This window comes from Leisingera sp., from assembly GCF_982940295.1.
The window spans coordinates 54,618-76,418 of sequence record NZ_CEYXRG010000013.1 but is presented as its reverse complement, the minus strand read 5'-3'; the positions used below and the strand labels follow the sequence as shown (position 1 = coordinate 76,418).

Genomic DNA, 21,801 nt, shown 5'->3' with positions numbered 1-21,801 from the left:
ATGGAAACCATCCTTCTCTTTGCCCCTCTGGTGGGGGCCGTGATCTGCGGCTTCGGCCACAAGATGATCGGCGGGAAAGCCGCCACCGTGACCGCCACGGCACTGCTGTTCCTGTCGGCGCTGCTCAGCTGGATCACCTTCCTGGCGTTTGACGGGGTGACCCAGAACATCGAGATCTTCCGCTGGATCGAAAGCGGCTCGCTGTCGACCTCCTGGGCGATCCGGCTGGACCGGCTGACCGCGATCATGCTGATCGTGATCACCACGGTCTCGTCGCTCGTGCACCTCTATTCCTTCGGGTACATGGACCATGACCCGCAGTGGAAAGAGGGCGAGAGCTATAAGCCGCGCTTCTTTGCCTACCTGTCGTTCTTCACCTTCGCGATGCTGATGCTTGTGACGTCGGATAACCTGGTGCAGATGTTCTTCGGCTGGGAAGGCGTGGGCGTTGCATCCTACCTGCTGATCGGCTTCTACTACCGCAAGCCTAGCGCCAATGCGGCGGCGATGAAGGCCTTCATCGTCAACCGCGTCGGCGACTTCGGCTTTGCGCTGGGGATTTTCGGCCTGTTCTTCCTGACCGACAGCATCAACCTGGCGGACATCTTTGCCGCTGCACCCACGCTCGCGGAAACCCAGGTCTCCTTCCTGTGGACCGAGTGGAATGCGGCGAACCTGCTGGCCTTCCTGCTGTTTGTCGGTGCGATGGGCAAATCGGCGCAGCTGCTGCTGCACACCTGGCTGCCGGACGCAATGGAAGGCCCGACCCCGGTGTCGGCGCTGATCCACGCCGCTACCATGGTGACCGCCGGCGTGTTCCTGGTCTGCCGCATGTCGCCGCTGATCGAGTTCGCGCCTGAGGCCGCGGCCTTCATCACCGTGCTGGGTGCAGCAACCGCCTTCTTTGCCGCGACCGTGGGTCTCGTGCAAAACGACATCAAGCGCGTGATCGCCTATTCGACCTGCTCGCAGCTGGGCTACATGTTCGTGGCGGCTGGTGTTGGCATGTACTCGGCGGCGATGTTCCACCTGTTCACCCACGCCTTCTTCAAGGCGATGCTGTTCCTTGGCGCCGGTTCGGTGATCCATGCGATGCACCACGAGCAGGACATGCGGAACTACGGCAACCTGCGCAAAAAGATTCCCTATACCTTCTGGGCGATGATGATCGGCACGCTGGCCATTACCGGCGTTGGCATCCCGCTCAGCGGCTGGGTTGGCTTTGCCGGCTTCGTCTCCAAGGACGCCATCATCGAAAGCGCCTATGCGGGCGGCTCGATGTTCGGCTTCTGGGCGCTGGTAATCGCGGCCTTCATGACCTCCTTCTACTCGTGGCGCCTGATGTTCATGACCTTCTACGGCGAGGCCCGCGGGGACAAGCACACCCACGACCACGCGCATGAAAGCCCCTGGACCATGCTGGTGCCGCTCGGCGTGCTGGCGGTGGGCTCGATCACAGCAGGCATGATCTGGTACGGCAGCTTCTTCGGCCACGCCGATCAGGTCGGCAAGTTCTATGGCATCCCGGTGGCGGAAGCTTCCGCTGCGGATCATGGCGAAGAGGCCGCGCATGGCGAAACCGCTACCCTTGGCGAGGAAGCCGCGCACGGCGAAGAGGCTGCTCACGGCGGTGAAGGCGAGCACCACTATGTGTTTGCCGGCCAACCGGGCGAGGGCGCGCTGTATATTGCGCCGGACAACCACATCCTGGAGGATGCCCACGCGGCGCCGAAATGGGTGAAACTGTCCCCGTTCATGGCAATGGTGGGCGGCCTGGTGCTGGCACTGTGGTTCTACATCTGGAACCCGTCGCTGCCCAACCGCCTGGCACAGCAGCAGCGTCCGCTGTACCTGTTCCTGCTTAACAAGTGGTACTTTGACGAAATCTACAATGTGATCTTCGTCAAACCGGCTCTGGCGCTTGGCCGCTTCTTCTGGAAGCGCGGCGACGGCGGAACCATCGACGGCTTCCTCAATGGCCTTGCCATGGGCGTTGTGCCCTTCTTCACCCGTCTCGCCGGACGCGCACAGTCCGGGTACATCTTCACTTATGCCTTCTGGATGGTGCTGGGCATTGCAGCCCTGGTCACCTGGATGTCGATCGGCGGAGGAGCGCACTGATGGACAATCTCCTTTCTATTGTCACCTTCATCCCGGCGCTCGCGGCGGCCATTCTGGCCCTGTTCCTGCGCGGCGAGGATAAGGCGGCGCAGCGCAACGCCAAGTTTGTTGCGCTCTTTGCCACCACGATCACCTTCCTGGTGAGCCTGGGCATCTACGCCCAGTTCGACCCGGCCAACACCGGCTTCCAGTTCCTGGAAGAGGCTGAGTGGATCTTTGGCCTCAAGTACAAGATGGGCGTCGACGGCATCTCGGTTCTGTTCGTGATGCTGACCACCTTCATCATGCCGCTGACCATCCTGGCCAGCTGGAACGTGACGACCCGCGTCAAGGAATACATGGTCGCCTTCCTGCTCCTGGAGACCCTGATGCTGGGTGTCTTCATGGCGCTGGACCTGGTGCTGTTCTACCTGTTCTTCGAGGCAGGCCTGATCCCGATGTTCCTGATCATCGGCATCTGGGGCGGCAAGGAGCGGATCTACGCCTCCTTCAAGTTCTTCCTCTACACCTTCTTCGGCTCGGTGCTGATGCTGGTGGCGATGGTGTTCATGTATGTGGATGCCGGCACCACCGACATTGAAACCCTGCTGACCCACAGCTTCTCGGCGGCGTCCTTTGACGTGCTGGGTGTTCACATCGTGGGCGGTGCACAGACGCTGATGTTCCTGGCCTTCTTCGCCTCCTTCGCGGTGAAGATGCCGATGTGGCCGGTGCACACCTGGCTGCCGGACGCGCACGTGCAGGCGCCGACTGCGGGCTCCGTGGTGCTGGCAGCGATCCTGCTGAAGATGGGCGGCTACGGCTTCCTGCGCTTCAGCTTGCCGATGTTCCCGGTGGGCGCGGATGTGATGACCGATGTGGTCCTGTGGATGTCCGCGATTGCGGTTGTCTATACCTCGCTGGTGGCGATGGTGCAGGAAGACATGAAGAAGCTGATCGCCTATTCCTCGGTTGCACACATGGGCTTTGTCACCATGGGCATCTTTGCGGCCAACCAGCAGGGCATCGACGGCGCCATCTTCCAGATGCTGTCGCACGGTTTCATCTCCGCCGCGCTCTTCCTCTGCGTCGGCGTGATCTATGACCGCATGCACACCCGCGACATCGACGCCTATGGCGGCCTGGTGATCCGGATGCCTGCCTACGCGCTGGTCTTCATGTTCTTCACCATGGGCAACGTCGGCCTGCCGGGCACCTCGGGCTTTGTCGGTGAATTCCTGACCCTTATGGGCGCCTTCCAGAAAAACACCTGGGTGACCGCGGTGGCGGCGACCGGCGTGATTTTCTCGGCGGGCTATGCGCTGTGGCTCTACCGCCGCGTGGTGTTCGGCGACCTGATCAAGGGCAGCCTGATGGGCATCCGCGACATGTCCGCGCGCGAGCGGTTCGTCTTTGCGCCGCTGGTCGCCATGACCCTGCTGCTGGGTGTCTACCCCTCGCTGGTCACCGACATCATCGCGCCCTCGACCGAGGCGCTGATTGCAAACTTCAACCAGTCTCTGGCGGCGGCCGACACCTCGGCAGCCACCCAGATTGCTTCGCATTAAGGGAGCATCAGGCAGATGATCCAAGCTGATCTTACTGTAATCCTGCCAGAGATCGTTCTGGCGCTGTATGCCATGGCTGCGCTGATCGGCGCGGTCTACACCACCAAGGACAAGCTGGCGGCACCGCTGGTCTGGAGCACTGCGGCGCTGATGGCGGTGCTGGCGTTCTGGATTGCCAGCAGCCCGGCCGGCACCCAGACCGCCTTTGGCGGCATGTTCATCGACGACGGCTTCTCGCGTTTTGCCAAGGTGGCGCTGCTTCTGGGCGCCTCGGCGGTGCTGCTGGTCGGCCAGGACTACATGGCGCGCCGCGGCATGCTGAAGTTCGAATACCCGATCCTGATCGCGCTGGCGGCCGTCGGCATGATGATGATGGTTTCCGCGGGCAACCTGATGTCGCTCTATATGGGGCTGGAGCTGCAGTCGCTGTCGCTCTACGTCGTGGCCGCCATGCGCCGCGACAGCGTCAAGTCGACCGAGGCGGGCCTCAAGTACTTTGTGCTGGGCGCGCTGTCCTCCGGCCTGCTGCTGTACGGTGCTTCGCTGGTCTACGGCTTTGCAGGCACCACCCAGTTCGCGGGCATCATCCAGGTGGCAGAGCAGGGCCATATGTCCATCGGCATGCTGTTCGGCCTGGTGTTCATGATCTCGGGTCTTGCGTTCAAGGTCTCGGCAGTGCCCTTCCACATGTGGACACCGGACGTTTACGAAGGCTCGCCGACCCCGGTCACCGCCTTCTTTGCCACCGCGCCCAAGGTTGCGGCGATGGGCCTGTTCGCGCGTGTGCTGCATGACGCATTCGGCGGCGCCATTGCCGACTGGCAGCAGATCATCGTGGTGCTGTCGGTGCTGTCGATGTTCCTGGGCGCCATCGCGGCGATCGGCCAGCGTGACATCAAACGGCTGATGGCTTTTTCCTCGATCGCCCACATGGGCTATGCGATGATCGGCCTGGCGGCAGGCACAGAGGCGGGCATCACCGCGATGCTGGTCTACCTGGCGATCTACGTCACCATGAACATCGGCACCTTCTCCTTCATCCTGATGCTGGAGAAGGACGGCAAGCCGGTGACCGACATCCTGGCCCTGAACCAATTCGCCGCGCGCGAGCCGGGCAAGGCGCTGGCGGTTCTGATCCTGATGTTCTCGCTGGCCGGTGTGCCGCCGATGCTGGGTTTCTTCGCCAAGCTGGGCGTGTGGAAGGCCGGTGTCGACGCGGGGCTGATGGGGCTGGTTGTGGCCTCTGCCATCGCCTCGGTCATCGGTGCCTTCTATTACATCCGGATCGTCTTCTACATGTACTTCGGGACTGGCGAGGACGATGTCGAGGCGAAGGGTTCGCCGGTCCTGACCGTTGCGCTGATGGCCTCTGCCGCGATGATGCTGGTCGGGCTGGTGTACCAGTTCGGTGTCGACACTGCGGCGGCTGCCGCCGCAGCAACCCTTGTAAATTGATCTGCTTTTCAGGCAGGCTGAGAAGGCCCGGTCACGCGACCGGGCCTTTTCGCACTTTCGAGGAGCGCAGATGAGCTGGCCAGCAGGATATGGGAAACGGGTGCTTGCCGAGGTGGACAGCACCCTCAATGAGGCCGCCCGCATCGCCGGGGAACTGGCGGGTCCGGAATGGATCCTGGCCCTGCGCCAGACCCAGGGCCGCGGCCGCCGCGGCCGCGCCTGGAAAGACCCCAAGGGGAATTTTTCCGCCACCCTGGTGATGCGGCCCAAAGGCGCCCCGGATCAGGCCGCGCTGCGCAGCTTTGTCGCCGCGCTGGCAGTCTATGACGCCTGCGTCGCGGTCACGGGCCGCAGCGAGGGCTTGTCTCTGAAATGGCCCAACGACGTGCTGCTCAAGGGCGGAAAGCTGGCAGGCATCCTGCTGGAAAGCGCAGGCAACGGCCCGGGGGTCAATCATCTGTTTGTCGGCATCGGCGTCAATCTTGTTGAAACCCCGATGAAGGAATGGCTGGAGCCCGGCGCCGTTTACCCGGTGTCGCTGTTGTCGGAAACCGGCGTGCAGGTCTCGCCTGAGGAGTTCCTGGAGGCCGTCGCCGGTGCCTTCGCCCGCTATGAGCAGCAATTTGCAACCTACGGGTTCGAGCCGATCCGGACCGAATGGCTGGCGCGCGCGGCCAAGCTGGGCGAGGTGATCACCGCCCGCACCGCGTCGTCAGAGACCGAGGGCACCTTTGAAACGGTGGACGCCAGCGGCAACCTTGTCCTAAACACCGCCAAGGGCCGCGTCAGCATTCCCGCGGCCGACATCTATTTCTAGGAAGGAGCAGCAATGCTTCTGGCAGTTGATTGCGGCAACACCAATACCGTCTTCTCGATCTATGACGGCGAGAAGTTCATCGGCATGTGGCGCACCGCCACCGAATGGCAGCGCACGGCGGACCAGTATTACGTCTGGCTCAACACGCTGATGCGGCTGCAGGGGATCGAGGCGGATATCACCGACATGATCATCTCCTCGACTGTCCCGCGGGTCGTGTTCAATCTTCGCGTTCTGGCGGACCGTTATTTCAACACACGGCCGCTGGTGGTGGGCAAGCCCGGCTGCCTGCTGCCGGTTGCGGTGCGGGTGGACGAAGGCACCCAGGTCGGCCCCGACCGCCTGGTCAACACGGTTTCCGGTTTCGACGCTCACGGCGGCAACCTGATCGTGGTGGATTTCGGCACCGCCACCACCTTTGACGTGGTGGCCGAGGACGGCGCCTATGTCGGCGGAGTAATCGCGCCCGGTGTGAACCTCAGCCTGGAGGCGCTGCACCAGGCCGCTGCCGCGCTGCCCCATGTGGATATCTCCAAACCTGAAAATGTAATCGGCACCAACACAGTCGCCTGCATGCAGTCCGGCGTGTTCTGGGGCTATGTCGGCCTCGTCCGCGAAATCTGCACCCGGATCAAGGCAGAGCGCGGTGTCGCCATGAAAGTCATCTCAACAGGCGGGCTGGCGCCTTTGTTCCAGCAATCCGCAGATCTGTTCGACGCATTCGAGGACGACCTCACCATGCACGGGCTTCAGATCATCCATAAATACAATAAGGAAAACGGTACTGACGCATGAGCAGTGAAAGACTGATCTACCTGCCTCTCGGCGGGGCAGGCGAAATTGGCATGAACGCCTATGTCTACGGCTATGGCCCCCAGGACAAGGAGCGCCTGGTCCTGGTCGATCTTGGTGTGACCTTCCCCGATATGGACACCTCGCCGGGTGTCGACCTGATCATGCCCGACATGACCTGGCTCAAGGAGCGCGCCGACCGGCTGGAGGGGATTTTCATCACCCACGGCCACGAGGACCACATCGGCGCCATCGCCCATATGTACGCGCATCTGAACGTCCCCATCTACGCCCGCGCTTTCACCGCCAACCTGGCGCGCCGCAAGATGGAGGAGGCAGGCCACGACCCGGCCAATGTGCACACTGTGCAGGCCTGGCCGGAAACAACCAAGCTCGGCCCCTTCACAATCGGCGTCGCCCCGATGAGCCACTCGATCCCCGAAAGCGGCGGGCTGGTGATCGACAGCCCGGCAGGGCGGGTGGTGCACACCGGCGACTTCAAGCTGGACCCCAATCCGCTGGTGGGGGAGCCCTTTGACCCTGAAATGTGGGCAGAGATTGCGGGCGATGGCATCCAGGTGCTGGTCTGCGATTCCACCAATGTGTTCTCGCAGCACCCGGGCCGCTCGGAAGCGGAGCTGCCGGAGGAAATCACCAAGCTGTTCTCCGAGGCAAAGGGGCTGGTGGCTGCCACGACCTTCGCCTCTAACGTGGCTCGGGTGAAAACCCTGGCGGAAGCGGGTGTCAAGGCGGGCCGTTCTGTTGTCCTGCTGGGCCGCGCCATGCGCCGGATGATCGAGGCGGCGGTGGAAACCGGCGTGCTGACCGATTTCCCGAAAACGATCAGCCCCGAGGACGCCGCCAACGTGCCGCGCGATAACCTGATGCTGATCACCACCGGCAGTCAGGGCGAGCGCCGCGCCGCCACCGCGCAGCTGGCGCGCGGCAAGTACCGCGGGCTGGAGCTGAAGGAGGGCGACCTGTTCCTGTTCTCCTCCAAGACCATTCCAGGCAATGATAAGGGTGTTATCCGCATCATCAACCAGTTCTCGGAAATGGGCGTGGATGTGGTCGATGACAGCTCCGGCCTCTACCACGTGTCGGGCCACGCAAACCGCCCGGACCTTGAGGAAATCCACAGGCTCCTGAAGCCCAAGATGCTGATCCCGATGCACGGCGAGCACCGCCATCTGCGCCAGCACGCCCGCCTGGGCGAGGAGAAGGGCATCGCGAGCGCAGTCGTTGTGAACGGCATGATGATGGACCTGACCGGCGATGCGCCGAAGGTGACCGGGTGGATCGAAACCGGCCGCACCTATCTGGACGGCACCGTCAAATACGGCGCGATGGACGGCATCGTGCGCGACCGCATCCGGATGGCGCTGAACGGCCATGTGGTGGTGACGGTCATCCTGGACGAGGACGACGAGCCGCTGGGCGAACCCTGGTGCGACGTCAAAGGGCTGCCCGAGACCGGCAGCTCCAAGGCCGCGCTGGTGGAGGTGATGGAGGAAGACCTGAACCAGTTCCTGATGCGTGCCGGTGCCAAGACCCTGCGCGACGACGACAAGCTGGAGCAGGAACTGCGCCGCATCGCCCGCCAGAGCGCCCACAGCGAGATCGGCAAGAAGCCCGAGGTCACGGTGGTGGTCAGCCGTATGCGCTGACCTTTCAGCGCGGTACTTGGCAGGGCAGGGCGGTGCTCCCGCCCGGCCCAAGCCGCATCCAAAGATGCAGCAGGCCCCGTTGGGCCAAGCGCCGCGTGCCCTGACAGGCCCGCGGCGCTGTTGCGTCTGGCGGCCTCCGTACAACGAGAAACGCCGCGGCCCCATGGGGCGCGCGGCGTTTTCATGTCCATGCTGCTGCCGGAGCCCGGCAGGAGCTTCAGCCGTGCAGCGGGCGGGCGCAGCTGGGGCAGGAGATGACCTTGCGCGGGGCGCGGAACAGGGCGCGGAAGAGGCCGCGCATCATGCTGGCAAAAGCCTCCGCGCGCAGCTCGTGGGCGCGGGCCTCGATTGCCTGGAATTGGGAAATGGTCAGGGTTTGGGTGTCTTTGGTGTTCATGGCTCAGCCCATCATCAATGGCGCGTTTCTATGTTGCGAAACCTATACGCCCGTTGCCGCAGGCTGACACCGGCCAAGTTCGAAGACCCGGTATGCTGCAACTGCAAAGGTCACCATGCTGCGGCTGCATGGCCGCTGAGGGCCGCGCCGCAGGACCCATCAACGAAAAAGGCCGCCCCGGAAAGGAGCGGCCCTGAAACGTTCTGCTGCGCTGGTCAGCTGGCGCGGCGCTCCGCAAAGCTGAGCGCGATGAAGCTTGGCAGGTGGTCGCCCATGCCAACCACGACCTTGTCGTCGCGCTTGCCGTATTTCCCGCGCGAAGACGAACGTTCGTGTTTCTGCGCAGGTTTATCTTCCTTGCGGGGCGTGCGGGTCTCGGTGTCGGCCTTGGCTGTATCCGGCTTGCCAGAGTCGTCCTTCGCGGCGCGGGCAGGCTTCTCGCGTTTGGGCTCCGGCTTCACCGGGTTCTCAAGGCGGGTGATATCCTTCTGGATCAGCTTCTCCACCGCATCCAGCGCCTTTTCGTCGCGCTGGGTGCAGATGGTGATTGCCTTGCCCTCACGTCCGGCACGGCCGGTGCGGCCGATGCGGTGGACATAGTCCTCGGCGTGGCCCGGCACGTCGAAGTTGAACACATGGCTGACGCTGGGCACGTCAAGGCCGCGGGCGGCCACATCCGAGGCCACCAGAATTCGCAACGACCCTTCGCGGAAGGCGTCCAGCGTCCTGGTGCGCTGGCTCTGATCCAGGTCGCCGTGTATGGCAGCGGCGTCATAGCCGTATTTCTTGAGCGATTTCGCGCAGATATCCACATCCGTCTTGCGGTTGCAGAAGATGATGCCGTTGGTCAGCTTATCGCCCTCGGCGTCGATCAGGGCGCGCAGAACCTTGCGCTTTTCGCTGCCCTCACGGTCGCGGCGCGAGGCCTTGAACTGCACCACGGCCTGTTCGATGGTCTCCGACGCGGTGGCCTGGCGGGCCACTTCGATGCGGGCCGGACCCGACAGGAAGGTGTTGGTGATCCGCTCGATCTCCGGCGCCATGGTGGCCGAGAAGAACAGCGTCTGACGGGTGAACGGCGTCAGCGAGAAGATGCGTTCGATATCCGGGATAAAGCCCATGTCGAGCATCCGGTCGGCTTCGTCCACCACCATGATCTGCACGCCGGTGAGCAGCAGCTTGCCGCGTTCGAAATGGTCCAGCAGGCGGCCAGGGGTGGCGATCAGCACGTCGACGCCCTTGTCGATCAGCGCGTCCTGCTCCTTGAAGGAAACACCGCCGATCAGCAGTGCCTTGGTGAGCTTCACGTGCTTGGCATAGGTGTCGAAGTTTTCCGCCACCTGGGCGGCCAGCTCGCGGGTGGGGCACAGCACCAGGCTGCGCGGCATCCGGGCCCGGGCGCGGCCGCGGGCCAGAAGGGTGATCATCGGCAGCGTGAAGGACGCGGTCTTGCCGGTGCCGGTCTGGGCGATTCCCAGCACATCACGCCCTTCCAGCGCGGGCGGAATCGCACCGGCCTGGATCGGCGTGGGGGTTTCATAACCAGCTTCCTCAATAGCTTTGAGGACCTTGGGATTCAGGTTCAGATCGGTAAATTTTGTCATCTGTGTCCGTCATTGCGGACACTGACCTGGCCCGCGCGTGTGTGTTGCAGCCGGATCCGCAAATGGTCATGCGGGATGGCAGCTTCCGGCTCGATGCGGGGCATATCAAAATCCCGCGCGATCGTCAATTAATGCCGGATTTTACAGTATTTTCGCCTCTGGACTATGCAGAAAGGAAACAAATCCGCCGGAAACCGTGCAGTGTTCAGGGCAATCGTGGTGCTGCGGCCGGGCCGGCGAATCTGCTGCCGGCCGCAGGAGGGTGCAATTTGGAACGCCCGGAAGGCCGGGCGTTTCCGTCAGATCATCATTTCCTTGGTCGCGGTCAGGTTCAGATCCGGGTAGTCGCGCTCGACCCGGTCGATGTCCCACTGCAGCCGCGTCAGATAGACGATGTCGCCGTCGTGGTCATGGGCGATGTGCTGCTTGTTGGCATTGATGAACTTGTCCACTGCCGCCTTGCCGCCGCTGACCCAGCGCGCCGAGGTGAACTGGCTCGCCTCGAACCGCACGGGCAGGCCGTATTCCATCTCAATCCGGCTGGCCAGCACTTCGAACTGCAGCTGGCCCACCACGCCGACGATGAAGCCGGAACCGATCGAGGGTTTGAACACCTTGGCCGCACCTTCCTCGGCAAACTGCATCAGCGCCTTTTCCAGGTGCTTGGCCTTCATCGGGTCGCCTGCGCGCACGGTTTGCAGCAGTTCCGGGGCAAACGACGGGATGCCGGTCACCCGGATCGCCTCGCCCTCGGTCAGCGTGTCGCCGATGCGCAGCTGGCCGTGGTTCGGGATGCCGATGATGTCGCCAGCCCAGGCTTCCTCAGCCAGTTCCCGGTCGGAGGCCAGGAACAGCACCGGGTTGGACACTGCCATCGGCTTCTTAGTGCGCACATGCGTGAGCTTCATGCCGCGCTTGAAATGGCCGCTCGCCATCCGCACGAAAGCCACCCGGTCGCGGTGCTTGGGGTCCATATTGGCCTGAACTTTAAAGACAAATCCGGCCACCTTCTTTTCGTCCGGGCTCACCTGACGGGGCTCAGCGGATTGGGGCTGCGGCTCGGGGCCGTATTTGCCGATGCCGTCCATCAGTTCCTTGACGCCAAAGGAGTTGATGGCGGAGCCGAACCAGATCGGGGTCATGTGGCCTTCAAGCACCGACTGCGGGTCCAGCGCGGGCAGCAGCTCGCGCGCCATTTCGACCTCTTCCAAGAGCTTCTCCAGCAGGTGCTCCGGCACGTGCTCGGCCAGCTTGGGATCGTCCAAGCCGTTGATTTCAATGCTTTCCGCCACCTTGTTGCGGTCGGCGCGGTCCATCAGCTCCAGCCGGTCGCGCAGCATGTCGTAGCAGCCGATGAAATCGCGGCCCACCCCGATGGGCCAGCTGGCGGGGGTCACGTCAATCGCCAGCATCTCTTGGATTTCGTCAATGATTTCAAAGGTGTCCCGGCTCTCGCGGTCCATCTTGTTACAGAAGGTCAGGATCGGCAGGTCGCGCAGGCGGCAGACCTCGAACAGCTTCTGGGTCTGGCTTTCCACGCCCTTGGCGCCGTCGATCACCATCACCGCCGCATCCACCGCCGTCAGGGTGCGGTAGGTGTCCTCGGAGAAGTCCGAGTGGCCCGGCGTGTCCACCAGGTTGAAGCGGAAGCCGCTGAAATCAAAGGACATTGCCGAGGCGGAGACAGAGATCCCGCGGTCCTTTTCCATCTGCATGAAGTCCGAGCGCGTGCGCCGCGCCTCACCCTTGGCGCGCACCTGGCCGGCCATCTGAATCGCGCCGCCGTAAAGGAGGAACTTTTCAGTCAGCGTGGTCTTGCCGGCGTCCGGGTGCGAGATAATCGCAAAGGTCCGGCGGCGGGCAATTTCGGGCGGCAGTTCGGGGTGGTTTGTGACGGAATCCAGCATGAGCGCGCGTATAGCAGGAATGCCGCAAGAGGCAAGAAAAACAGGGGGTGCGATAGCGGACAGCCAGAGTTCTCCGGGTTAACTTCAGTTTAGTCTATGAATTTGATAATGAGTTTTCTGTGCCACTTCTGAAGGGGCGTTGACTGGCAGGCTTCAAGAGCAGCTCCAAAGTGAGAAAAACAGGTGCAGCAAGACGAATTTTCTGACCATTTCGAGGTTTTGGATGCGGTTGAACTTGCTGTTATCGTTTTGAAGGTCGGGGCGGATGGCATGCCGCGCTACGCAGCGATGAACCAGCAAGCGCGCGAGTTCACTGAGTTCGAATACAGCGATTTTGCAGGAAAGACTGCTCTTGAACTTTACGGCGGGGCAACCGGGCGCCGCGCCTTAAACCTGCACCTCAAGGTAATAGAATCCAGAAAAGAAGCAACCTATGATATTGTGCTGCCGACGGAACATAAACCTAAAAACCTTCGCACAACGCTAAGACCGGTTTTCAACGATCAGGGTTTGGTAGTTTATTTGGTCGGCTCTTCTGCGGATGTTACGTCTGAAAAGGAGCGTGACGAAGCGTTGGAGCTTACGAAAATGGCTTTGGAAAAGGCGGAGGAAGCCAGCCAGGCAAAGGAACGCTTCCTCGCCAATATGAGCCACGAAATCCGAACGCCTATGAACGGAATTTTGGGAATGTGCGAGCTCCTGAAAGAGACAGAATTGGATGAGCAGCAGGCTCTGTTTGCGAACACCATCTTGAATTCCGCGAACGCTTTGCTGATCGTGATTAACGACATTCTGGATTTTTCCAAGATCAAATCTGACAAGATTTCTCTGCATGATGCCCCGTTTTCCTTGCTGGATCTGGTGCAGGATGTGTGTACGCTTCTTTGGGCAAAAGCTGCGTACAAAGGGATAGACCTGCGTACTGAATATTCCGATGCCATCCCGCGTGAATATGTCGGTGATGCGAGCAAGATCCGCCAGATCCTGATGAATTTGCTGGGTAACGCGATCAAATTTACGGAACAGGGTAACGTCACCGTCCGCGTTTCGATAGAGGAAGATGAGGCAAAACTTCCGCTGCGCATTCAGGTGTCCGATACGGGAATAGGGATAAAAGAGGATCAACTCAGCTGGATCTTTTCCGCGTTTGAACAAGTTGATCGTCAGGTTACGCGAGTGGTGGAGGGAACCGGCCTGGGCTTGGCGATCACCAAGGCGTTGGTAGAGCGGATGGGCGGGAAAATTTCCGTTTCTTCTATCCCTGGCGAAGGAACGGTTTTCTCGGTCAGTCTGGATTTGAAGCAGCCGGATCACGAGGCTTCTATCGGACCGGATGCCATTCAGCCGATCCTTGACGAAAGTAAAGCACTGCATGCCAGTGGCGGTGCCAGCCGGCTTGAACTGAAATCGGACGCGTTGGCTGGTTTTCGCGTCCTCATTGCAGAAGACAATAAAACCAATCAACTGCTGTTGCGTAAAATGCTGAAGTCTACGGGAGCAGATCTACAATTTGCGGGTAACGGTAAAATCGCTTTGGATCTCTACAAGTCTGACCCCAATGATCTGATTCTTATGGATCTGTCCATGCCGGTTTTGGGCGGTTTGGAGACAACGCGCCTGATCCGCGCGTATGAAAAGGCAATGGGTCTGGCCGAATGCCCTATTGTAGCTCTTACAGCCAACGCCCAGCCCAGCGACGTAGAGGCCTGCCTGGCTGCTGGTATGAATGACTTCCTTGCGAAACCCTTCCGCAAGAATGCGTTATTGGCCCGGATGCTGCGCTATATCAATGCGGGCACTTCCGGTCTGAATGGAAACGCTCCCGATTAGGTTGTCAAAGAATTGGCGCAGCGGCATTCAGCAGCTTGCGAATTACTTAAACAAAAAAATTAGCGAAGCGACGCCCGTTTCAATACACCCACCGCATCCGGCCGGTCCAGCAGCGACCGGCTCACGTCCAGGCCGTGGGCGCCGCTCTTGTGGGCGGCGGGCAGGGCGCCAGGCCCGTTTCCTGAACGGGCGGCGAAAACATCCTCCGGCAGCGCGGGGCGGGTGACCGGGTCAAGGAAGGTGCTCTCGGCGGCGATGCCCTCGGCGTAGATGATGTGGTGGCGGTCGAACAGGATCTGGAAGTAGTCGGCAAAGCCGCCGTCCAGCACCACCACGGTATCGCCGTTCACCAGGTCTCGGGCGCGGACCAGGATCTCGGGCGCGCCGGCGCCGATCTCGTCGCTGCGCTGGTAGACCATCAGCCGGTGGGCGGGGCTGACGATCAGGTCGTTGGCGTTGTTCAAGGCGCCCTTGCGGATCAGGATCGGGGCCAGATCACCGACCGCGCGCAGGGTGGACTGGCCGACCCAGCGGACCTCCTGGATACCGTCGTCGCGGGTGAGGACGCGGTCGCCGGGGCGCATCTGCTCAATCGGGCGCTGTTCGCCGGTCGAGAGCGTGATGCGGGTGCCGCGGGTGAAGGAGACGCAGGCCGATTGCGCCAGCTTGCGGCGGGCGGGCTCGCGCTCGGCCTTGACCAGGCTATAGGGCATCTGCGGCTGCAGGGGGGCGAGCGGCACCAGAAAGATGGCGGCGATATAGCCCTCGGTATCGGCCTCGACCAGCACCAGGATTTCGGTGTTGGGGCCGCGGTCGGGCATCAGGGTGAGCAGGCAATCGAGGTGCAGCGCGGCGCCGGGGGTGCCAAGCGCGGAGTTGTCCGCGACGGAGAGGCTGCCGTCGTGATGGGCGGCGATGCCGAGCCGCTGCGAGGCGGAGGCGGCGTCCAGCATGTAGATGTCATCCAGCACCAGATCCTCCAGCACGCCCAGCGGGTCGCCCATGTTGGCGCCGTACTCAACGCGGAAATGCTCGGCCCGGTGGGCCTGAACGGAGGTGAGGCTGGCGGTCAAGGTCTGTCCCATAAGCGGCTGGTATCTGAGTGCATAATTGTGCGCGCGCGGGGCGCCGTCCAGTAGGATTGCCGCGGGAATGTGGCGGAAAGGGGTCCGGAAGGGGCTGATTTTCCGGCGGTTTGACGATTGGCTGCCGGGGCACCGGGGCTGGCCTTCGGGGGGCGGGCGGTGCAAGCTCTGCGCCAGCAGAGAAGATTCCCGAGGGAGGACAACAATGGATCTGGGTATTTCGGGCAAACGCGCGCTGGTCTGTGCCAGCAGCAAAGGGCTGGGGCTGGGCTGTGCCGAGGCGCTGGCGGAGGCGGGTGTGAACCTGGTGATGAACGCCCGCGGGGCGGAGGCGCTGGAGGCTTCGGCGCAGGCGATCCGCGATGCCTATGGCGTGGATGTGGTGACGGTGGCGGCGGATGTGACCACCCCGGAAGGGCAGCAAAAGGTGCTGGAGGCGGCTGAGGGCGTGGACATCCTGGTCACCAACGCAGGCGGCCCGCCGCCGGGCATGTGGACCGACTGGGACCGCGAGGATTTCATCAAGGCGCTGGACGCCAACATGCTTACCCCGATTGCGCTGATCAAGGCGCTGGTGCCGGGGATGATGGAGCGCGGCTGGGGGCGGGTGGTCAATATCACCTCGGTCTCGGTCAAGTCGCCGATCCCGGTGCTGGGGCTGTCGAACGCGGCGCGGGCGGGTCTGACCGGCTATGTGGCGGGCACCGCGCGGCAGGTGGCAGGCAAGGGCGTCATCATCAACAACCTGCAGCCGGGCATTCACGCCACCGACCGGGCGGAGGCGCTGGACGGCGGCGCGGCCAAGGCGCAGGGCATTTCGGTGGAGGACGCCAAGGCGCAGCGCTGTGCCACCATTCCGGCGGGCCGCTATGGCACCCGTCAGGAATTCGGCGCGACCTGTGCCTTCATGTGCTCGCAGCACGCGGGCTTCATGGTCGGGCAGAACATCCTGCTGGACGGCGGCGCCACCAACACCACGATGTGAGGAGAGCCGGATGGCCAGCGGGTTTTCCCTGAAGGACCAGCTGTTCAACCGCGACAAGGTCCGCTATCTGGCGGGCCTTTTTTCCGCGGCTGAGGCTGGGTTTGATGCTGAGGCTTTCGAGGCCCAGGTGATGGCGGAGCTGCCGGCGCTGGAGCTGAAGCAGCGGATCACGCTGATTGCAGAGGTGCTGGCGGGGCATCTGCCCGAAGCCTTGCCCGAGGCCGCGCCGATCGTGCTGAAGGCGCTGCCGCCGCCGCTGGACCCGGATAAGACGGATGATGATTTCGGCGATTTCATCTTTGCCCCCTTGGGGGAGTATGCCGCCGCGCGGGGCCTTGAGGCGCACCGGGATCTGGCGCTGGACATGCTGGAGGAAATCACCCAACGGTTTTCGATGGAGTGGGCCATCCGCCCCTTCCTGAACCGCTGGCCCGCGGAGGTGCTGGAACGGATGGACGGCTGGGCCGGGCACAGCAGCTACCACGTGCGGCGGCTGGTGAGCGAAGGCACCCGGCCGAGGCTGCCGTGGGGCGAGGCGGTCGGGTTGCAGCTGGCACAGCCGCTGCCGCTTTTGGACCGGCTGCACGGGGACGGCACGCGCTATGTCACCCGCTCGGTAGCCAACCATCTGAATGACATTGCCAAGAAGGATCCGGATCTGGTGATGGACCGGCTGCAGGGCTGGCGCGAAGCCGGCGCGCAGGACCGCAAGGAGATGGACTGGATGACCTCCCACGCCCTGCGCGGGCTGGTGAAGGCGGGCCATCCGCGGGCGATGGCAATGCTGGGCTATGATCCGGATCTGGCCTTGGACGCGTTTGTCACTGTTCCCGAGGCTGTGCGCATCGGCGAGGCCTTGGATCTCTCCTGCCGGTTGGAGGGGGCTGCGGGAGCGCCGGTGCTGGTGGATTATATCCTGCATTTTCAGCGTCCTGGCGGTAAGGCTTCAGCCAAGGTGTTCAAGCTGAAGCAGGCCAGGATCACCGGCGGCAGGCTGGAGCTGGGCAAGAAGCACAAGCTGAAGGGGGATGCGACGACCTTCAAGCTGGTGCCGGGGCCGCACCGGATCGAGCTGATGGTGAACGGCAAGGTGCGGGCCGAGGCGGCGTTTGAGCTGCTGCCCGAGGGCTGAGATAACGTAACCACTACTCTTTCGCCCGGCGGCACGCCGGGCAGCGCCCGTCCGCTACCATGGGCGGGCGCTTCGCTTCCGCCCGCGGCCGGGCGCTGCCCTCAGAGCCTTGATCGCACGCTCCATCACAGTTGCGTCAGACCTCCCGCCGGCGCGATTGCCCGGGTGCCGGGGTGCCGCTATCCCGATGGTCCGGAACCATCAGGAGAGGCGCTCCCATGAAACATGAAAACGTGCAGAACTATTACGGCGAGGTGCTGCAAGGCAGCGGTGACCTCCAGACCAACGCCTGCTGCACGCCGGACGACATGCCGGACCATGTGAAGGCAGTATTGTCCAAGATCCATGACGAGGTGCTGACCCGCTACTATGGCTGCGGGCTGATTGCGCCGGAGGCGCTGGAGGGCGCGCGTATCCTTGATCTGGGCTGCGGTGCGGGCCGCGATGTCTATGCGCTGTCGGCGATGGTGGGGGAGCATGGCAAGGTGGTGGGCGTCGATATGACGCCCGCGCAGCTGGAGGTGGCGCGGCGCCATCAGGACTACCACGCCGAGGCGTTCGGCTATGCCAAGTCCAACGTCGAGTTCCACCACGGCTATATCGAGACGCTGGAGGAACTGGACCTGGAGCCGGGCTCCTTTGACATCATCGTCTCCAACTGCGTGATCAACCTGGCCACCGACAAGGGCGCGGTGCTGCGCGGCGCCTATCATCTGCTGAAAGAGGGCGGGGAGATGTATTTCTCCGACGTCTACGCCGACCGCCGGGTGCCGCAGATGATGGCGGAGGACGAGGTGCTCTATGGCGAATGCCTGTCCGGCGCGCTGTATTGGAACGACTTCCTGACGATTGCTAAAGAGGCCGGGTTCAAGGACCCGCGGATGGCGGCCGCGCGCCTTTTGACCATCGAGAACCCGGCGCTGGAAAAGCGGGTGCAGCCGCTGAAATTCCTGTCTGCCACTTACCGGCTGTTCAAGCTGCCAGCGCTGGAGCCGGCCTGCGAGGATTACGGTCAGGCGGTGATTTACAAGGGCACCATCCCGCACGCGCCGCATCGTTTCATGCTGGACGATCATCATGTGATCAAGGCGGGCAAGGTGTTTCCGGTCTGCGGCAACACCTGGATGATGCTGCAGGACACCCGCCTGGCGCCGCATTTCGAGTTCATCGGCTCGTTTGAGACCCACTTTGGGATCTTTTCCGGCTGCGGCGGCAATTCTCCCTTCAACGGGCTGGAGCAGGACGGGGCCGCGGCTGGGTGCTGTTAGAACAAGGGCCGTAAAACGCGGCCTGAAAGCTCAAACAGAGGGCAGCGCCCGGCCCGGCGGGGAGGGCGAGAAGCGCCCGCCCCGTGGGGGGCGGGACGGGCGCTGCCCGGCCTATAGGCCGGGCGGTAAGTTTTTCACGCAGTGCTGACCGCTTGCGGCGGCTGAGCAGGGTTGCTATCCCGGCGTGAACCCAAGCGTTTTCATCGGAAACAGCCCTGAGGCCTCATGAACAAAGCCCCCGCCGAGATGCACAGCACCATGGCCCCGCCGCGGCTGGAGATCCGCAACATCCGGCGCTTTTTCGAAGGCCGCGCGGTGGTCGACGATGTCTCGCTGCAGATCCAGGCGGGGCAGGTGACCTGCCTGCTGGGGCCCTCGGGCTGCGGCAAGTCCACCACATTGCGGATGATCGCTGGGGTGGAGATGCAGGACAGCGGCGAGATTTATGTCGATGGCAAGCTGATCTGCGACACCGTGTTCAGGGTGCCGCCGGAGCGGCGCGAGATCGGGCTGATGTTCCAGGACTTCGCCCTGTTCCCGCACTTGAGCGTTGCGGACAACGTCGGCTTTGGCCTGAAGGGCAGCAAGGATGAGAAACGCGCCCGGGTCGAGGAACTGCTGAACCGGGTGTCGCTCAAGCGTTTCATCGACGGCTACCCGCACCAGCTGTCGGGCGGTGAGCAGCAGCGGGTGGCATTGGCCCGCGCGATTGCGCCCAGGCCGCGGATCATGCTGATGGATGAGCCGTTTTCGGGCCTTGATAACCGGCTGCGCGATGGCATCCGCGACGAGACGCTGAGCCTCTTGAAGGAAGAGGACGCCGCCGTTCTGCTGGTCACGCATGAGCCGGAAGAGGCGATGCGGATGGCCGACGAGATCGCCTTGATGCGCGGCGGCAGGATCGTGCAGCAGGGGGCGCCCTACAACGTCTATACCCACCCGGTGGACAAGGCGGCGGTGGCATTTTTCAGCGATGTGAACGTACTGAAGGCGGAAGTGAACGGCGCCCTGGCGCGCACGGCGTTTGGCGAGTTCCTGGCGCCCGGGGTGGCCGACGGCACCGCGGTGGAGATCGTGTTCCGGCCGCAGCATCTGCGCATCGACTTCGACCGCGGCGGCCAGGGGCCGCTGCCGACCCCCAGCGACGGCGTTGCCGCGCGGGCAGTGGTGGAGCGCGCCCGGTTTCTGGGCAGCGAGAGCCTGGTCGAGTTCCGCATGGATTTTGACGGCTCGATCCTCAAGGCAACGGTGCCGAATGTCTTCCTGCCGGAAAAGGGCCGGGTGATGTGGCTGACGGTGCGCCGTAACCGCTGTTTTGTCTTTCCCGCTTGAGGCTTAAGGGGCATTCTGCACCCGGTGAAACAGGAGGTGCAGATGCAGGGCAGCTATCAGATCCGGGCGTTGACGCCTGCGGAAATCGAGACCGCAGTGGACTGGGCCGCGCGCGAAGGCTGGAACCCCGGCCGCAGCGATGCCGCGTGTTTTGCCAGCGTTGACCCTGAGGGGTTCTGGGGCGGCTTTCTGGACGGGCAGATGATCGCCTGCATCTCGGTGGTGAATTACGGGCAGGAGTTTTCCTTCCTCGGCTTTTACATCGTGGCGCCGGAACACCGCGGGCAGGGCTATGGGTATGCGCTGTGGCAAAAGGCGCTGGAACATGCCGGGAGCCGGGTTGTCGGTCTCGACGGGGTGGTGGATCAGCAAGGCAATTACCGCCGCTCGGGCTTTGAGCTGGCATACCGCAACATCCGGTTTGGCGGAGTGCCTGCCGGGGCGCCGGAGGCGTCTGCGGATTTTGACCTGTCGCCGCTGAGCGCCGCAACGGCGGAGCTGGAGACGCTGGACGACCGCGTCTTTCCGGCACCGCGCCGGGCGTTCTGGCAGCAGTGGCTGGGGGCGGAGGGGCATCACTCCTTTGCCGCGTTGCGGAACGGCAGCCTTGCGGGCTTCGGCACCCTGCGGCCCTGCGGCAGCGGCTGCAAGATCGGGCCGCTGGTGGCTGAGACGCGCGGCGCGGCGGAGGCGGTGCTGGCGCGGCTGCTGCAAGAGCTGCCCGCGGGGCAGGAGGTGTTTCTGGATGTGCCAGAGCCGCATTTGGCGGCGGTGGATCTGGCACGCGGCCTGGGGCTGGCGCCGGTGTTTGAGACCGCCCGGATGTACCGGGGCACTGCACCGCAGCTGGAGACGGATCTGATTTTCGGCGTGACCAGCTTCGAACTCGGGTAGGGGGCGCTGCCCCCGCCGTCTTTGGATAGGGGCTCCGCCCCGTTCAGCCCTGAAACCGTCCACCGGACGGTTCCCGGGACGGGCTTCACCCCCCCGGAGTATTTTTGGAAAGATGAAGGCTGGAACCGCGGACAGGGTGCCGGCAGCGGTCAGCGCAGCGCGCGTGCGTACCGCAGCAGCAAGTGCGCCAGCGTGCAGACGGCAAGAATTGCCAGAAGGCCGAGGCCGCGTTCGTAAACGCCGTCGATGCCGGTGGGCAGGAAGAAGAACACCGGCGCCGTCAGGACCCACAGCACCGCAATGGCCCTGAGCAGCCGCGTGTAGCCCTGGCCCATCTGGCCTGCGGCGCGCGCCATTGCCCAGGGCGCGACCGCCATCAGCACTCCGAGCGCGTAGACCAGGTAGACGTGGATCACCACGCCCTCGTTGTCGCTGTCGCCGTATTCATTGCGCGCCCCGACCAGGAAGACGATCAGCCCCATCAGGGCAAAGGCGACGATTCCGAAACTCCAGCCGCGTCCGCCCAGATGCACATGTGCGGCGGCCACGGCGATGGCCACCAGCGCGGCGGAAAAGGCGTAAAGCCCCGAATCGACGATGAATTCATAGCGGCCGGCGCCAAGATCGCTGATCGTGTCCGCCACCCAGTCGTGGCCCGGGACGACGACATCGGCGGCAATCACCGAAGCCGCCAGCAGGACGCAGCCGAGGACGGCGTAACAGGCGAGCAGAGTGATCAGGGTGGGGGCGATGTACGGGGAGGGAGGGAGCGGTGTGTGGGACATCGGCGCTGGATCCTGTTGCTGTCAGCATCTCAACGCGGCGGGGAGGCCAAGTGTTCCGCGCCTGCGGGGCAACCTGCGGAGGCGGCATTGGGGGCTCTCTGGAATACGGTCGAGCCAGCGCCCGCGGAAATGCAGGTTGGGGGCGCTGCCCCCCCGCCGCCGGTGGCGGCTCCCCCGGGATAT

Annotated in this window: 17 protein-coding genes; 12 read left to right on the top strand and 5 right to left on the bottom strand. The window is 63.4% G+C overall.

Going from position 1 to position 21,801, the window contains the following annotated elements; genetic code table 11:
• From nuoL to AC4HIX_RS13170, 6 genes are all read left to right on the top strand, one after another.
• Positions 1–2,121, top strand: a complete 2,121-nt coding sequence (gene nuoL / locus AC4HIX_RS13195) for an NADH-quinone oxidoreductase subunit L (RefSeq protein ID WP_490399262.1) — start codon at positions 1–3, stop codon at positions 2,119–2,121.
• Positions 2,121–3,668, top strand: a complete 1,548-nt coding sequence (locus AC4HIX_RS13190) for an NADH-quinone oxidoreductase subunit M (RefSeq protein ID WP_490399261.1) — start codon at positions 2,121–2,123, stop codon at positions 3,666–3,668. The genes nuoL and AC4HIX_RS13190 overlap by 1 nt, the downstream gene beginning before the upstream one ends.
• A gap of 15 nt (positions 3,669–3,683) precedes the next feature.
• Entirely contained in the window at positions 3,684–5,123 is a 1,440-nt protein-coding gene (gene nuoN / locus AC4HIX_RS13185) for an NADH-quinone oxidoreductase subunit NuoN (protein ID WP_490399260.1), read from the top strand.
• Between the two features lie 70 nt (positions 5,124–5,193).
• Entirely contained in the window at positions 5,194–5,940 is a 747-nt protein-coding gene (locus AC4HIX_RS13180; protein WP_490399259.1) for a biotin--[acetyl-CoA-carboxylase] ligase, read from the top strand.
• Between the two features lie 12 nt (positions 5,941–5,952).
• Complete coding sequence (locus tag AC4HIX_RS13175) at positions 5,953–6,735, top strand: type III pantothenate kinase (protein ID WP_475052917.1); 783 nt, start codon at positions 5,953–5,955, stop codon at positions 6,733–6,735.
• Entirely contained in the window at positions 6,732–8,399 is a 1,668-nt protein-coding gene (locus tag AC4HIX_RS13170) for a ribonuclease J (RefSeq protein WP_490399258.1), read from the top strand. Before AC4HIX_RS13175 ends, AC4HIX_RS13170 begins: the two co-directional genes overlap by 4 nt.
• A 217-nt stretch (positions 8,400–8,616) precedes the next feature.
• Here AC4HIX_RS13170 and AC4HIX_RS13165 read toward each other — a convergent pair whose 3' ends face one another.
• The 3 genes from AC4HIX_RS13165 to AC4HIX_RS13155 all read right to left on the bottom strand — a co-directional run bounded on the left by AC4HIX_RS13165 (position 8,617) and on the right by AC4HIX_RS13155 (position 12,307).
• Complete coding sequence (locus tag AC4HIX_RS13165; protein ID WP_490399257.1) at positions 8,617–8,796, bottom strand: RSP_7527 family protein; 180 nt, start codon at positions 8,794–8,796, stop codon at positions 8,617–8,619.
• Positions 8,797–9,011: 215 nt separating this feature from the next.
• Positions 9,012–10,400, bottom strand: coding sequence for a DEAD/DEAH box helicase (locus AC4HIX_RS13160; protein ID WP_490399256.1), 1,389 nt, complete (start codon positions 10,398–10,400; stop codon positions 9,012–9,014).
• A gap of 299 nt (positions 10,401–10,699) precedes the next feature.
• On the bottom strand, positions 10,700–12,307 hold the full coding sequence (locus tag AC4HIX_RS13155; RefSeq protein ID WP_490399255.1) for a peptide chain release factor 3: 1,608 nt from the start codon (positions 12,305–12,307) through the stop codon (positions 10,700–10,702).
• A 183-nt stretch (positions 12,308–12,490) separates the two neighbouring features.
• Here AC4HIX_RS13155 and AC4HIX_RS13150 point away from each other — a divergent pair, with 183 nt between their 5' ends.
• Positions 12,491–14,137 carry an ATP-binding protein gene (locus AC4HIX_RS13150; RefSeq protein ID WP_490399254.1) on the top strand — a complete coding sequence of 549 codons (1,647 nt, stop codon included), beginning with the start codon at positions 12,491–12,493 and terminating at the stop codon, positions 14,135–14,137.
• 59 nt (positions 14,138–14,196) lie between these two features.
• Here the strand turns inward: AC4HIX_RS13150 and AC4HIX_RS13145 are convergent, their stop codons facing one another.
• On the bottom strand, positions 14,197–15,222 hold the full coding sequence (locus AC4HIX_RS13145; protein ID WP_490399253.1) for a Hint domain-containing protein: 1,026 nt from the start codon (positions 15,220–15,222) through the stop codon (positions 14,197–14,199).
• Positions 15,223–15,427: 205 nt separating this feature from the next.
• On the opposite strand from AC4HIX_RS13145, the gene AC4HIX_RS13140 reads away from it, so the two are divergent.
• The 5 genes from AC4HIX_RS13140 (at position 15,428) to AC4HIX_RS13120 (ending at position 20,833) form a co-directional block, all read left to right on the top strand.
• Positions 15,428–16,207, top strand: coding sequence for an SDR family oxidoreductase (locus AC4HIX_RS13140; RefSeq protein WP_490399252.1), 780 nt, complete (start codon positions 15,428–15,430; stop codon positions 16,205–16,207).
• 10 nt (positions 16,208–16,217) lie between these two features.
• Positions 16,218–17,339, top strand: a complete 1,122-nt coding sequence (locus AC4HIX_RS13135; RefSeq protein ID WP_490399251.1) for a hypothetical protein — start codon at positions 16,218–16,220, stop codon at positions 17,337–17,339.
• Positions 17,340–17,557: 218 nt separating this feature from the next.
• Entirely contained in the window at positions 17,558–18,607 is a 1,050-nt protein-coding gene (locus AC4HIX_RS13130) for a methyltransferase domain-containing protein (protein ID WP_490399250.1), read from the top strand.
• 225 nt (positions 18,608–18,832) lie between these two features.
• Positions 18,833–19,939 carry an ABC transporter ATP-binding protein gene (locus AC4HIX_RS13125; protein ID WP_475052899.1) on the top strand — a complete coding sequence of 369 codons (1,107 nt, stop codon included), beginning with the start codon at positions 18,833–18,835 and terminating at the stop codon, positions 19,937–19,939.
• Positions 19,940–19,981: 42 nt separating this feature from the next.
• The gene (locus AC4HIX_RS13120) at positions 19,982–20,833 is read left to right on the top strand and encodes a GNAT family N-acetyltransferase (RefSeq protein WP_490399249.1); all 852 of its coding nucleotides are present in this window, start codon (positions 19,982–19,984) and stop codon (positions 20,831–20,833) included.
• 149 nt (positions 20,834–20,982) lie between these two features.
• Here the strand turns inward: AC4HIX_RS13120 and AC4HIX_RS13115 are convergent, their stop codons facing one another.
• Positions 20,983–21,618 (bottom strand): DUF998 domain-containing protein, encoded by a 636-nt coding sequence (locus AC4HIX_RS13115; protein ID WP_490399248.1) that lies wholly within the window; start codon positions 21,616–21,618, stop codon positions 20,983–20,985.
• Positions 21,619–21,801: the final 183 nt, after the last annotated feature.

Coding starts and splice junctions, on each gene's coding strand:
- nuoL (WP_490399262.1), top strand. CDS start 1: ATGGAAACCATCCTTCTCTTTGCCCCTCTGGTGGGGGCCGTGATCTGC.
- AC4HIX_RS13190 (WP_490399261.1), top strand. CDS start 2,121: ATGGACAATCTCCTTTCTATTGTCACCTTCATCCCGGCGCTCGCGGCG.
- nuoN (WP_490399260.1), top strand. CDS start 3,684: ATGATCCAAGCTGATCTTACTGTAATCCTGCCAGAGATCGTTCTGGCG.
- AC4HIX_RS13180 (WP_490399259.1), top strand. CDS start 5,194: ATGAGCTGGCCAGCAGGATATGGGAAACGGGTGCTTGCCGAGGTGGAC.
- AC4HIX_RS13175 (WP_475052917.1), top strand. CDS start 5,953: ATGCTTCTGGCAGTTGATTGCGGCAACACCAATACCGTCTTCTCGATC.
- AC4HIX_RS13170 (WP_490399258.1), top strand. CDS start 6,732: ATGAGCAGTGAAAGACTGATCTACCTGCCTCTCGGCGGGGCAGGCGAA.
- AC4HIX_RS13165 (WP_490399257.1), bottom strand. CDS start 8,796: ATGAACACCAAAGACACCCAAACCCTGACCATTTCCCAATTCCAGGCA.
- AC4HIX_RS13160 (WP_490399256.1), bottom strand. CDS start 10,400: ATGACAAAATTTACCGATCTGAACCTGAATCCCAAGGTCCTCAAAGCT.
- AC4HIX_RS13155 (WP_490399255.1), bottom strand. CDS start 12,307: ATGCTGGATTCCGTCACAAACCACCCCGAACTGCCGCCCGAAATTGCC.
- AC4HIX_RS13145 (WP_490399253.1), bottom strand. CDS start 15,222: ATGGGACAGACCTTGACCGCCAGCCTCACCTCCGTTCAGGCCCACCGG.
- AC4HIX_RS13140 (WP_490399252.1), top strand. CDS start 15,428: ATGGATCTGGGTATTTCGGGCAAACGCGCGCTGGTCTGTGCCAGCAGC.
- AC4HIX_RS13135 (WP_490399251.1), top strand. CDS start 16,218: ATGGCCAGCGGGTTTTCCCTGAAGGACCAGCTGTTCAACCGCGACAAG.
- AC4HIX_RS13130 (WP_490399250.1), top strand. CDS start 17,558: ATGAAACATGAAAACGTGCAGAACTATTACGGCGAGGTGCTGCAAGGC.
- AC4HIX_RS13125 (WP_475052899.1), top strand. CDS start 18,833: ATGAACAAAGCCCCCGCCGAGATGCACAGCACCATGGCCCCGCCGCGG.
- AC4HIX_RS13120 (WP_490399249.1), top strand. CDS start 19,982: ATGCAGGGCAGCTATCAGATCCGGGCGTTGACGCCTGCGGAAATCGAG.
- AC4HIX_RS13115 (WP_490399248.1), bottom strand. CDS start 21,618: ATGTCCCACACACCGCTCCCTCCCTCCCCGTACATCGCCCCCACCCTG.